The organism is Rhodovulum sp. MB263, from assembly GCF_002073975.1.
In the GTDB taxonomy this organism is placed as follows: Bacteria; Pseudomonadota; Alphaproteobacteria; order Rhodobacterales; family Rhodobacteraceae; genus Rhodovulum.
Genome location: NZ_CP020384.1, coordinates 1,565,258 through 1,577,573 on the forward strand (window position 1 = coordinate 1,565,258; position 12,316 = coordinate 1,577,573).

At 66.9% G+C, this 12,316-nt stretch carries 10 protein-coding genes; 7 read left to right on the plus strand and 3 right to left on the minus strand.

What is annotated here, in order from left to right:
• Window positions 1-86: 86 nt before the first annotated feature.
• From B5V46_RS07425 to B5V46_RS07435, 3 genes are all read right to left on the minus strand, one after another.
• Window positions 87-329 (minus strand): BolA/IbaG family iron-sulfur metabolism protein, encoded by a 243-nt coding sequence (locus B5V46_RS07425; protein ID WP_042461347.1) that lies wholly within the window; start codon window positions 327-329, stop codon window positions 87-89.
• Between the two features lie 156 nt (window positions 330-485).
• On the minus strand, window positions 486-2,645 hold the full coding sequence (gene purL / locus B5V46_RS07430) for a phosphoribosylformylglycinamidine synthase subunit PurL (RefSeq protein WP_080616011.1): 2,160 nt from the start codon (window positions 2,643-2,645) through the stop codon (window positions 486-488).
• Window positions 2,646-3,042: 397 nt separating this feature from the next.
• A complete protein-coding gene (locus B5V46_RS07435; protein ID WP_080616012.1) occupies window positions 3,043-3,942 on the minus strand; it encodes a LysR family transcriptional regulator in 900 nt (299 codons plus the stop codon).
• Between the two features lie 152 nt (window positions 3,943-4,094).
• Here B5V46_RS07435 and B5V46_RS07440 point away from each other — a divergent pair, with 152 nt between their 5' ends.
• The 7 genes from B5V46_RS07440 (at window position 4,095) to B5V46_RS07470 (ending at window position 12,229) form a co-directional block, all read left to right on the plus strand.
• Window positions 4,095-7,499, plus strand: a complete 3,405-nt coding sequence (locus B5V46_RS07440; protein ID WP_080616013.1) for an indolepyruvate ferredoxin oxidoreductase family protein — start codon at window positions 4,095-4,097, stop codon at window positions 7,497-7,499.
• A gap of 372 nt (window positions 7,500-7,871) precedes the next feature.
• A complete protein-coding gene (gene murI, locus B5V46_RS07445; RefSeq protein ID WP_080616014.1) occupies window positions 7,872-8,684 on the plus strand; it encodes a glutamate racemase in 813 nt (270 codons plus the stop codon).
• 153 nt (window positions 8,685-8,837) lie between these two features.
• On the plus strand, window positions 8,838-9,371 hold the full coding sequence (locus B5V46_RS07450; RefSeq protein WP_080616015.1) for a VPLPA-CTERM sorting domain-containing protein: 534 nt from the start codon (window positions 8,838-8,840) through the stop codon (window positions 9,369-9,371).
• A gap of 96 nt (window positions 9,372-9,467) precedes the next feature.
• Complete coding sequence (argC, locus tag B5V46_RS07455) at window positions 9,468-10,496, plus strand: N-acetyl-gamma-glutamyl-phosphate reductase (RefSeq protein WP_080616016.1); 1,029 nt, start codon at window positions 9,468-9,470, stop codon at window positions 10,494-10,496.
• 13 nt (window positions 10,497-10,509) lie between these two features.
• Window positions 10,510-10,971 carry a cytochrome c maturation protein CcmE gene (gene ccmE, locus B5V46_RS07460; RefSeq protein WP_080616017.1) on the plus strand — a complete coding sequence of 154 codons (462 nt, stop codon included), beginning with the start codon at window positions 10,510-10,512 and terminating at the stop codon, window positions 10,969-10,971.
• A gap of 65 nt (window positions 10,972-11,036) precedes the next feature.
• Entirely contained in the window at window positions 11,037-11,648 is a 612-nt protein-coding gene (locus tag B5V46_RS07465) for a holin-associated N-acetylmuramidase (RefSeq protein WP_080616018.1), read from the plus strand.
• Window positions 11,639-12,229 (plus strand): holin family protein, encoded by a 591-nt coding sequence (locus tag B5V46_RS07470; protein ID WP_196774372.1) that lies wholly within the window; start codon window positions 11,639-11,641, stop codon window positions 12,227-12,229. The genes B5V46_RS07465 and B5V46_RS07470 overlap by 10 nt, the downstream gene beginning before the upstream one ends.
• Window positions 12,230-12,316 lie beyond the last annotated feature (87 nt).

Consider the following 12,316-nt stretch of genomic DNA (forward strand, 5'->3'; position numbering starts at 1 on the left):
GGGGCGGGTGGTGGCCCCTGTTGCGTCTGGTGCGGGCGTCCGGAGCCCTGCGGCGGTCAATGTTGCGCCGCTCGGCCCTGCATCGGTCAGTCCGGGGCCTTGGTGGTCAGCGCAAGCGCATGCAGCGCCCCGTTGGAGCCCTCCATCTGCGCCTTGAGCGCGGCGTTGACGGCGCGGTGCTGCTGAACGCGGTTCATCCCACGGAAGCTTTCGTCGATCACCTCGGCCGCATAATGGTTCCCGTCGCCGGCAATGTCGGTGATGGTGATCTTCGCGGAGGGAAACTTCTCGCGGATCAGGCTTTCGATTTCTTCGGGCGTGATCGCCATGGGCGGGCGTCCTTTCTGCTTGCCGAACAAGATGTAGAGGCGAGGGCGTCCGGCTGCAAGCCGTCAGCCGCGGCGCGGGCGCCGCGGCCATCGGGGCGCAGCGCCTTGCGGCCCCGCGCGCCCCTGCGCAGTCGTCCTGTCCCGTCCGGCTGGGGCTCAGGCCAGCGCTTCGGCGAAGGCCGAGCGATAGAGGGCAATCAGATCGGAGAGCGGCGCCGACTGGCCCCCGAAGGAGACCTGATCGCCGCCGAAGCGGCCCACAGTCGTCAGCGGCACGCCGGCCCTGGCGGCCTCGACCATCAACGCCTCGGCCGCGTCGAAGCCGACCGCGATCAGGTAGCGGCCCTGATCCTCGCCGAAGAGCAGCGGGGTATCGGCCATGTCGAGGCTGATGCCGATCCCGCCCGCCTCGGCCATCTCGAAGGCCGCGAGCGCGAGCCCGCCATCGGCAAGGTCGGTTGCCGCCGAGATCAAGGCGCGATTGGCGCGGACGAAGTCGCCGTTCCGGCGCTCGGCCTCGAGATCGACCACGGGCGCGTCGCCGTCTTCGCGGTTGAAGACCTCGTAAAGCAGGGCCGATTGTCCAAGATGTCCCGCGCTCTCGCCGATCAGCAGGGCCAGCTGGCCCTCGGCCGGGACGCCCGCGATCAGATCGTCGAGGCTGTCCAGAAGCCCGACCGCGCCGATGGTCGGCGTCGGCAGGATCGGCTCGCCATCGGTCTCGTTGTAAAGCGAGACATTGCCCGAGACGATCGGCATGTCGAGCGCGATGCAGGCCGCGCCGATCCCCTCGATCGCCCCGACGAACTGGCCCATGATCTCGGGCTTTTCGGGATTGCCGAAATTCATGTTGTCGGTGCTGGCCAGCGGCCGTGCGCCCACTGCGCAGAGATTGCGGAACGCCTCGGCCACGGCCTGCTTGCCGCCCTCGACGGGGTTGGCGCGCACATAGCGGGGCGTGACGTCCGAGGTGAAGGCCAGCGCCTTTCCGGTGCCATGTACCCGGATCACCCCGGCGCCGAGGCCCGGACGGATGACGGTGTCGGCCATGACCTGGCTGTCATATTGTTCATAGACCCATTGCCGGGAACAGTAGTTCACCGACGAGATCAGCGCCTTGAGCGCGTCGATCGGGTCGATGCCGGGCACGTCGTCCATCGGTGCCGGGGCTGGCGTCGCAACCCAGGGGCGGTCATATTCCGGGGCATTGCCCGACAGCGCCTTCAGGGGCAAATCGGCCCGCACCTCGCCGCCATGAACGATCAGGAAACGGTCCTCGGCGATGGTTTCGCCGACGATGGCGAAGTCGAGATCCCATTTGTCGAAGATGGCCTTGGCCTCGGCCTCCTTCTCGGGGCGCAGCACCATCAGCATCCGTTCCTGGGATTCCGACAGCATCATCTCATAGGCGGTCATGTTGGGCTCGCGGCAGGGCACGCGGTCGAGATCCAGCCGCACCCCCAGATCGCCCTTGTCGCCCATCTCGACGGCCGAACAGGTCAGACCGGCGGCGCCCATGTCCTGGATCGAGATCACCGCGCCCGTGGCCATCAGTTCCAGACAGGCCTCCATCAGGCGCTTTTCGGTGAAGGGGTCGCCGACCTGGACGGTGGGGCGTTTCTCCTCGATGCCCTCGTCGAATTCGGCCGAGGCCATGGTGGCGCCGCCGACGCCGTCGCGGCCGGTCTTGGCGCCCAGATAGACGACGGGCATGCCGACGCCCGAGGCGGCCGAGTAGAAGATCTTGTCGGCATCGGCCAGACCGGCGGCGAAGGCGTTGACGAGGCAGTTGCCGTCATAGGCGGGATGGAAGCGGACCTCGCCGCCCACGGTCGGCACGCCGAAGCAGTTGCCGTAGCCGCCGATCCCCTCGATCACGCCATGCACGACCTGCCGCGTCTTCGGATGGGAGAGCTGGCCGAAGCTGAGCGCGTTCATCGCCGCGACGGGCCGCGCGCCCATGGTGAAGACATCGCGCAGGATGCCGCCCATGCCGGTGGCCGCGCCCTGATAGGGCTCGATATAGGAGGGGTGGTTGTGGCTCTCCATCTTGAACACCACGGCCTGACCGTCGCCGATATCGACGACGCCCGCATTCTCGCCGGGGCCGCAGATCACCTGGGGCCCTTCGGTGGGCAGGGTACGCAGCCATTTCTTCGACGACTTGTAAGAGCAGTGCTCGTTCCACATCGCCGAGAAGATGCCGAGTTCGGTGAAGCTCGGCTCCCGGCCCAGAAGCTGCAGGATACGGTCGTATTCGTCCGGCTTGATCCCGTGCGCGGCGATGAGGTCCTCGGTGATCTGCGGCTCGTCCATGGCGGTCTGGTTCCCCTCGGGCAGTTTGTCGCCGTCCTACGACAGGAGAGCGGTAGTGGGAAGAGGGCGGATGGGCCCGGGAGCGATCTTGACGGAGGGCGGCGGCGTCGATTCGGGGCGTGACGCGATGGATCTCGGGGAGATCGGCCGCTGTTGCTATCCGGTTCGTGGTGATATCGGATGCGGACGCTGCGTCAGCTTGCACGAAAATGCGGCAACTGCGGAAGGCGCAAAAAAAAGGCCGAGCACTAAGCTCGGCCCAAGTCCAACAGGGAGGTAAAGACAGAAGCGGTGCTTCCGTCTTCGTCCTAGGAAGTATGAACCCTGTCGCGTTGGTTCAACCCCAAACTTGCCGCAGGGTAGCATATGCGCCATGCGCATGGTGCATATCTCGGATTTACGGCATGTCCTTGTCGCGCTGCCGCTTCTCCATGATCTGCTCGGTGATGAATTCGCGGAAGGCGGCGATCCGGCGCGAGGCGCGCAATTCCTCTGGATAGGCGAGGAAAACCGGCACGTCGTGCGATTCGATGTCGTCGAGCACCCGCACCAGATGCGGATGGTCCTCGGTCACGTAGTCAGGCAGCACGCCGATGCCGAGCCCGTTCAGAACCGCCTGCAGCACGCCGAAATAGTTGTTCACGGTCAGCGTCGAGGGGATGTTGTAGGTCATGAGCTCGCGCACGAGGCGCGCACCGGCCGCGACCTGGGCCGAGGAGGTATTCTGGCAGATCAGCCGGTGATCCGAGAGATCCTCGGGCGTTGCGGGGGTTCCGCGCGCCTCGAGATAGGACCTGGTCGCATAAAGCCGCATCTTGATGTTCATCAGCCGGAGCCGGATCAGGTCGGCCTGACTCGGCTCCTTCATCCGGATCGCGACATCGGCCTCGCGCATCGGCAGGTCGAGCACCTGCTCTTCCAGCATCAGGTCGATCTTGAGCTCGGGATAGCGCTGATAGAGGATCGGCAGCCGCTTGGCGAGCCAGAGCGAGCCGAAGCCGGTGGTCGTGGTCACCCGAAGCTCGCCGAAGACCTCCTCGACGCTGTCGCGGATGCGCGCGACCGCAGTGTCGAGACGCCGTGCCATGGCAGAGGTCGCATCGAAAAGCAATTCGCCCTGTTCGGTCAGGATCAGTCCGCGGGCATGGCGGTGGAAGAGCGTCGAGCCGAGGCTTTCTTCGAGCGCCCTGATCTGACGCGACACGGCCGACTGGGACAGATGCAGGCTTTCGCCGGCATGGGTCAGGCTGCCCGCGTCGGCGACCGCATAAAATATCCTGAGCTTGTCCCAATCCATCATGCAATTCCCGCAAGGCCGGTATTCCGGTTTCGGCCATTACCTACAGGGCGCCGATCCGGGTTTGCAAACGGGAAGTGCCGCCGATTTCATTTTGTAGGTCACATAGCTTGACCTAAGCTGGTCCAAACAGACGCCAGGGGAGGGGCGCCATGACCAGAGCCGATGTCCGCCTTCAGGACCGTTACGATCTGTCGAAACCCACGATTTTGCTGAACGGAACGCAGGCGCTGGTCCGTCTGATGCTGATGCAGGCCGCGCGCGACCGGGCCGCGGGGCTGAACACCGGCGGCTATGTCACCGGTTATCGCGGTTCGCCGCTGGGTGCGGTCGATCTGCAGATGATGCGGGCGCAGGCCGAGCTCGGGGCGGCGGGGGTGCTGTTTCAGCCCGGGCTGAACGAGGATCTGGCGCTGACCGCGCTTTGGGGGACGCAGCAGGCCGAGCTGAGGGGCGAGGGGGCGCGGGACGGGGTGTTCGGGCTCTGGTACGGCAAGGGGCCGGGGGTCGACCGCTCGGGCGACGCGATCCGCCATGCCAATCTTGCCGGAACCTCGGCCCGGGGCGGGGTGCTGCTGGCGATGGGCGACGATCATACCGGCGAATCCTCGACCACCTGCCACCAGTCCGACTGGGCGATGGTCGATGCCTATGTGCCGGTGCTCTCGCCCGCGGGCGTGCAGGAGATCCTCGATTACGGGATCTACGGCTATGCCCTGTCGCGCTTTGCCGGAGTGCTGGTCGGGCTGAAGGTGATGAAGGACACGGTCGAGGTGACCTCGGTCGTCGATGGCCGCCCCGGGCGGATGCAGGTGGTGTCTCCCGATTATCCGCTGCCGCCGGGGGGGCTGAACATCCGGCTGAACGATCACTGGGTGACGCAGGAGGCGCGCATGATCGATCACAAGCGCTTTGCGGCCGAGGCCTTCGCCCGCGCCAACCGCATCGACCGGCGGGTCTGGGGCAGGCCGGGGGCGAAGATCGGGCTGGTGGCGGCGGGCAAGACCTGGCTCGATCTGGTCCATGCGCTGGATCTGCTGGGGATCGGCGAGGCCGAGGCCGAGCGGCTGGGGATTTCGACCTACAAGGTGGGGCAGGTCTGGCCGCTGGACATGACGGGCTTTGCCGAATTCTCGGAAGGGCTCGATCTGATCGTCACCGTCGAGGAAAAGCGCAAGCTGATCGAGGTGCAGGCCAAGGAGGCGATCTTCCATGACCGACGCGGTCGCCGGATCTATGGTTGGAAGAATGATCGCGGCGAAGAGCTGTTCCCGACCCGCTACGCGCTCGACCCGGTGATGATCGCCGATACGCTGGGCCGGATCCTGATCGAGGAGGGGCGCGGCAGCGACCGGCTCCAGGCCGCGCTTGAGCGCATCCGCGCGGCGCGGCGCGCCGACAATGCCGAGGACCTGGCGGCCCGGCTTCCCTATTTCTGCGCGGGCTGTCCGCATAACAGCTCGACCCGGGTGCCTGAGGGCGGGCGCGCCTATGCCGGGATCGGCTGCCATATCATGGCGCTGTGGATGGATCGCGACACCAGCGGCTTCACCCATATGGGGGCCGAGGGGGCGAACTGGATCGGCGAGGCGCCGTTCTCGACACGGGGCCACGTGTTCCAGAACCTGGGCGATGGCACCTACAACCATTCGGGGCGGCTCGCGATCCATGCCGCCATCGCGGCGGGCGTCAATATCACCTACAAGATCCTCTATAATGACGCGGTCGCCATGACCGGCGGGCAGGGCAATGATGGCGGCCTGACCGCGCGCCAGATCGTCGACGAATTGCTGGCGGCCGGGGTGGCGCGGGTCGAGGTCGTCTATGACGAGAAGGAAGATCTCGACCCTAAGGGCTTTCCGGCCGGGGTTGCCAGCCAGCCGCGCGCGGATCTGATGGCGGTGCAGAAGCGGCTGTCCGGGATCGCGGGCGTGACCGCGCTGGTCTATGTCCAGACCTGTGCCGCCGAGAAGCGCCGGCGCCGCAAGAAGGGGGCCTTCCCCGATCCCGACAGGCGGGTCTTCATCAATACCGATATCTGCGAGGGCTGCGGCGATTGCGGGCTGCAGTCGAATTGCGTGGCCATCGTGCCGGTCGAGACCGAACTGGGCCGCAAGCGCGCCATCGATCAGTCGGCCTGCAACAAGGATTTCTCCTGCCTCAACGGCTTCTGCCCCTCTTTCGTGACGCTGAAGGGGGCGCGGCCGCGCAGACAGGCTTCGGCCGAGGTCGAGATCGGTGCGCTGCCCGCGCCCGTCTTGCCCGCGATCGAGGGCACCTGGAACCTGGTCATTACCGGGGTTGGCGGCACCGGCGCCGTGACCATCGGCGCGATCCTGGCCATGGCCGCCCATGTCGACGGCAAGGGCGCGGGGATGATGGAGATGGCCGGGCTCGCCCAGAAGGGGGGCGCGGTCCATATCCACTGCCGGATCGCCGCGCGGCCCGAAGACATCTCGGCGATCCGGGTTGCGGCCGGCGAGGCCGATGCGGTGATCGGTGGCGATCTGGTGGTGACGGCGGGGGCCAGGACCGTCGGGCTGATGACGCCGGGCCGCACCGGGGCCGTGGTCAACAGCCATGACATCGTGACCGGCGCCTTCACCCGCGATCCGGAATTCCGGGTGCCCTCGGACCGGCTGGAACTGGCGCTGAAGGCTCGACTGAAGGACCGGCTGCAGCTTTTCGATGCGACCGAACTGGCACGGCGGCTGATGGGCGACACGATCTACACCAACATGATCGTCACCGGCGCCGCCTGGCAGCAGGGGCTGATCCCGCTCTCGCATGAGGCCATCGAGCGGGCGATCGAGCTGAACGGCGCGGGTGTCGCGGGCAACCGGCGCGCCTTCGAGATCGGGCGCTGGGCCGCGGCCGAGCCCGCCGCCGCGGACCGGGCGCTGGCCTCAGGGGCCGTCGCGAAGCCCCGCGCGCTTCATGAACGGATCGCCTTCCGCGAGGCGCATCTGCGGGCCTATCAGTCGGAGCGGCTGGCCCGGCGCTATCGCCGGATGGTCGGGCGCTTCGAGGACCCGGTCCTGCGCGCTGCCGTCGCGAAGGGCTATCACAAGCTTCTGGCCTACAAGGATGAATACGAGGTCGCCCGGCTGCATCTGGACACTGCCGCGAGGGCGCGCGCCGAATTCGAGGGCGATTTCGAGATCACCTGGCATCTTGCGCCGCCCTTCCTCAGGGGAAGCGGCCCGGATGGCCGCCCGAAGAAACGCGCCTTCGGGCAATGGATGGAACGGGGCTTCCGGGTGCTTGCGGCGCTCAGGCGGTTGCGCGGCACGCCCTTGGATCCGTTCGGCTGGCAGGAGGAACGGCGGCGCGAACGCGCGGCGATCCGGCGCTACGAGGCCGATATGGAGGAGGTTCTGGCGCGGCTCTCGCCCGCGACGCTTGCGGCGGCGACGGCACTGGCCGAACTGCCGCTGTCGGTGCGCGGCTTCGGGCCGGTCAGGGCCGAGGCCGAACGGCTGGCCGAAGACCGGCGGGGGGCGCTTCTTGCCGAGATTCGGGCGGGCGGGGCGGCGCTCGACACGGCCGCCGAGTAGCGGCGCGGGCCGAGGCCGGTCGCGGCTGTGCTTTGTCCGCTTGTCGGCCCGGGCGGGCGCCGTCTCGCCCGCAGGATATGGCGGGAAGAGCGGGCCGTGTTGCGCGGCGCCGCGTCAGGGCGGGCGGTGGGGAAGGTGGATCTCGCCGGTTTCAGCCTTCGCCATCCGCCCCGGCAAAGGCCGCGACTGGCGCCGGTCCGTCGGAGAGGCCCGCCCGAGAGCCGCGTGCGGGCGGCTGCGTCTGTACGCCCTCGGGCGATGTCAAAGCGATGATGGATTTTCCCTGCAACTCGACCTATGAGTTGTTTCCGCAGCCATCGAAGCCATTCGATTGCGGCTGCGAATTCGATCAGAAACGCAGGGCATGAGAGCATGGCGGTTGGTGTCTTCGATTCCGGACTTGGCGGTCTGACGGTTCTGGACGCGGTGTCGCGCAGACTGCCCGATATGCCCTTCGTCTATTTCGGCGACAACGCCCATGCACCCTATGGCATCCGCGATGCCGAGGATGTCTACAAGCTGACCACCGCAGCGGTTTCGCGTCTGTTCGATGCGGGCTGCGATCTTGCGATTCTCGCCTGTAACACGGCCTCGGCCGCCGCGCTGCGGCGGATGCAGGAAAGCTGGGTGCCGAAGGACAAGCGGGTGCTGGGGGTCTTCGTGCCGCTGATCGAGGCGCTGACCGAGCGGCAATGGGGCGACAACTCTCCGCCGCGCGAGGTCGCGGTCAAGCATGTCGCGCTGTTCGCGACGCCCGCGACCGTGGCCAGCCGCGCCTTCCAGCGCGAACTGGCCTTCCGCGCCATCGGTGTCGATGTCGAGGCCCAGCCCTGCGGCGGGCTTGTCGATGCGATCGAGGCGGGGGACGAGATGCTGGCCGAGGCGCTGGTGCGCTCCCATGTCGAGGCGCTGAAGCGGCGGATGCCGCATCCCGAGGCCGCGATCCTCGGCTGTACCCATTATCCGCTCCTGCAGGACGTCTTCCAGGAGGCGCTGGGCGAGGGGGTCAGGGTCTATTCCCAGGCCAATCTGGTCGCCGAGAGCCTTGCCGACTATCTGGGCCGGCATCCCGAGATGCAGGGGCCGGGCACCGAGACCATGTTCCTGACCACTGGCGATCCGGGCTTCGTGTCGGACAAGGCAACCCAGTTCCTGCGCAGGCGGATCGCGTTTCGGTCCGCCTGAACCGCGCCCGCAACCGGTGCGGTCTTTCCTGCCGCGTCACGAGCGCGCAGAAGGGCCCGGAAACACCTTGTTTCCATGGTCCCCGGGAAATAAGGGCTTGGAAAATCTTGGGATTATGCTAAGGCGAGCCTGTATTATATCTTGGGGAATGGAATGAAACCTGTACTTGCCGCGGCTGCCCTTGCGGCAACCTTCGCTATGGGCGGGGCTGCGTCCGCCGCCACGATCACGCTGGATGGCAGTAAGGAAATCCGGCTGACTCTGAACGATATCAGCGATCTCTCGCTGTCCTTCTCGATCGATGACAGCGCCGTTGGCTATACGAATTGGGGCGGCTACATCAAGTGGTCCACCCGCGAAGACGGTCGCCAGGACTGGGATGGCACCTGGGGCGACTGCCTCGAATGCGGCTATGCCGGCGGCGACTGGGCGCTGAGCTACGATCCCTATAGCGGATCGAACACGACCAGCACCGATCTGAAACTCGATTTCGGCAAGACGCTCGAGACCGTCTATGTCTGGATCCGCCCGACCTATGGCAAGGGCTCGGTGTCCTATGAGGATGGCAGTGCCGGCGGGTCCGACATCGCACCCGTTCCGCTGCCCGCGGGCGGTCTGCTGCTGCTTTCGGCCCTGGGTGCGGCGGCGCTGCTGCGCAACCGCCAGAGCGCGCGGAAGGCTGCCTGAGCGGGGATCGTCCCTCTCTTGCGTTCGGCCCCCCGCGACAGGTAAGAACGCCGGGCCCGCATCTTGCGGGTCCGTTTTCCGGCAGGGGCAGAAGCCATGACACAATCCGTCGCCATCCTCGGCGCCTCGGGCTATACCGGGGCAGAGCTCGTTCGGCTGATCGCGACCCATCCCGAGCTTCGCATCACCGCCTTGTCGGGCGAGCGAAAGGCCGGCATGGCGATGGCGTCGGTGTTTCCCCATCTGCGCCATCTCGACCTGCCCGATCTGGTGAAGATCGAGGAGATCGACTTCGGCTCCGTCGATCTGGCCTTCTGCGCGCTGCCGCATGCGACCAGCCAGGCTGTGATCCGGGAGCTGCCCCGCGATCTGAAGGTCGTCGATCTCTCGGCCGATTTCCGGCTGCGCGACCCGGCTGCTTATGAAAAATGGTATGGCAAGCCCCATTCTGCGGTCGAGCTGCAGAAGGAGGCCGTCTATGGCCTCACCGAATTCTATCGTGACGAGATTCGCCGCGCCCGGCTGGTGGCGGGCACCGGCTGCAACGCCGCGACCGGGCAATATGCGCTGCGGCCGCTGATCGAGGCGGGCGTGATCGACCTTGACGAGATTGTGATCGATCTCAAGGCCGGGGTCTCGGGGGCGGGCCGGGCGCTGAAGGAGAACCTGCTTCATGCCGAGCTGTCGGAAGGCTTCCATGCCTATTCGGCAGGCGGTATTCACAGGCATCTGGGCGAGTTCGACCAGGAATTCTCGAAGATCGCCGGGCGGCCGGTCGAGGTGCAGTTCACCCCGCATCTGATCCCCGCCAACCGGGGAATTCTGGCCACCGTCTATGTCAGGGGCGAGGCCCGCGACATTCACGCCACCTTGGCAAAGGCCTATGGCGATGAAATCTTCCTTCAGGTCCTGCCCTTCGGCGAGCATCCCTCGACCCGGCATATCCGCGGCTCGAACTTCGTGCATCTCGGCGTTGTTGCGGACCGGCGACCGGGCCGGGCCATGGTGATCGCGGCGCTCGACAACCTGACCAAGGGCTCGTCAGGGCAAGCGCTGCAGAATGCCAACCTGATGCTCGGGATCGCCGAGGAAACCGGCCTGATGCTGGCCCCCTGCTTCCCCTGAGGGAGAACGCAAGATGCGCGGATTGAAGAAGAGACGGCGGATACAGATCATCGTTCTGGCCTTCGTGGCTCTGGGGCTGTCGACCGGGCTGATCGGCTATGCGATGCGCGACGGCATCAACTTCTTCCGCTCGCCGAGCCAGGTGACCGAGGCGCCGCCGCCGCCGACCGAGACCTTCCGCATCGGCGGCCTGGTCGAGGCCGGGACGCTGAAGCGCGGGCAGGGCGAGACCATCCGCTTCAATGTCACCGATGGCGGCGCCAGCGTGCCCGTCACCTATACCGGCGTGCTGCCCGATCTGTTCAAGGAGAACCAGGGCATGATCGGCACCGGGCGTCTGGTCGACGGTGTGTTCGAGGCGCGCGAGATCCTTGCCAAGCATGACGAAAGCTACATGCCGAAGGAAGTGGTCGACGCGCTGAAGGAGCAGGGCGTCTATCGTGACCCGAAGGTTGAGGGCGCGAGCGGCAGCTAAGCCCGACCCTAACCTTTGTGACCCAATCTCCCCCGGTTCCGATGTGAAGCGGGGGAGATTCCGTCATGAAGACAGTTGAACAGCTGGCGCAGGAGATCGTCCTGCGCGAGGGGGGCTTTGTCGACGATCCCGACGATCCGGGCGGGCCGACCAAGCATGGGGTCACGCTCGGCACGCTCAGGCGGCTCGGGCTCGACCTGACCGGCGATGGGCGGGTCGATACCGACGATGTCCGGGGGCTCGATCCCGGGCGGGCGGCCGCGATCTACATCGAGCATTATTTCCGACGTCCCAGGCTCGACGCGCTGCCCGAGCTGCTGCATCCGTCCGTCTTCGACATGTATGTGAATGCGGGCGCCAATGCGGTGCGGATCCTGCAGCGCCTGCTGAACGAGATGGACCAGCCCTGCGCGGTCGACGGGTCGGTCGGCCCAGAGACGGTGCATGCGGCGCGCATCGCGGCCGAGGCTGCACCGGGGCATATCGCCGATGCCTATGGCATCGCCCGGCGCAACTACTATTACGCGCTGGCAGACCGCCGCCCGGCCAGTCGGAAATATGCCTGCCGCCGCGACGGAGGCAAGGGCGGCTGGATCCTCCGGGCCGAGGAATTCATCTCGCCGCGCTATCGGCTGAGCGAGGAAGAGCATCGCGAGAGGGTCGCGGGATGGGGATGATGAACGGGGTTCTGGGCATGCTGTTTTCCGGCGGACCGACCGCGATCCGAGAGGCGGCCGAGCTGTTCCGCGTCAATGCCGAGGCGGCCGACAGGCGCGATCTCGAGTTGCGGCGCGCGGTTCTGGAGGAATTCTCCCATGAGTTCGCGCAGCCGCGCGCGACGACCTTCGACCGTCTGATTGACGGCGCCAACCGCCTGCCGCGCCCGCTGATGGCCCTGGGCACGGTGGGGCTGGCCGTCTCGGCAATGGTCGATCCGGTCTGGTTCGCGGCGCGGATGCAGGGCATGGCGCTGGTGCCAGAGCCGCTCTGGTGGTTGATGGGGGCGATCATCAGCTTCTATTTCGGCGCGCGCTATCAGGCCAAGGGGCAGGAGTTCCAGCGCTCTATCGCCGGAACGATGGCGATGGCGCCGGTGGTGGCGCGCAATCTGCAGCAGTTGCGCGTCTTGTCCGATGCGGGGTCCGATGTGGGGGCCGACGCGGGGAGGGCCGAGCCTGCCGGCCTGCAAAACAGTGGCACGATGCCGCGGTCGCAGGGGCCGAACCCGGCGCTGGAGGACTGGAGGGCAGGGCTTTGAGCGCGGGCCCGGATCGTCCGGAGACGCGCGTCCTGTCGGCGGCTGCGGTCTGATCCGGGCATTCGCGGCGGTTCGGCGCGCGCCGCC

Bases quoted from the DNA above. Each gene is read 5' to 3' on its own strand.
- B5V46_RS07425 (WP_042461347.1), bottom strand. From the start codon at position 329: ATGGCGATCACGCCCGAAGAAATCGAAAGCCTGATCCGCGAGAAGTTT.
- purL (WP_080616011.1), bottom strand. From the start codon at position 2,645: ATGGACGAGCCGCAGATCACCGAGGACCTCATCGCCGCGCACGGGATC.
- B5V46_RS07435 (WP_080616012.1), bottom strand. From the start codon at position 3,942: ATGGATTGGGACAAGCTCAGGATATTTTATGCGGTCGCCGACGCGGGC.
- B5V46_RS07440 (WP_080616013.1), top strand. From the start codon at position 4,095: ATGACCAGAGCCGATGTCCGCCTTCAGGACCGTTACGATCTGTCGAAA.
- murI (WP_080616014.1), top strand. From the start codon at position 7,872: ATGGCGGTTGGTGTCTTCGATTCCGGACTTGGCGGTCTGACGGTTCTG.
- B5V46_RS07450 (WP_080616015.1), top strand. From the start codon at position 8,838: ATGAAACCTGTACTTGCCGCGGCTGCCCTTGCGGCAACCTTCGCTATG.
- argC (WP_080616016.1), top strand. From the start codon at position 9,468: ATGACACAATCCGTCGCCATCCTCGGCGCCTCGGGCTATACCGGGGCA.
- ccmE (WP_080616017.1), top strand. From the start codon at position 10,510: ATGCGCGGATTGAAGAAGAGACGGCGGATACAGATCATCGTTCTGGCC.
- B5V46_RS07465 (WP_080616018.1), top strand. From the start codon at position 11,037: ATGAAGACAGTTGAACAGCTGGCGCAGGAGATCGTCCTGCGCGAGGGG.
- B5V46_RS07470 (WP_196774372.1), top strand. From the start codon at position 11,639: ATGGGGATGATGAACGGGGTTCTGGGCATGCTGTTTTCCGGCGGACCG.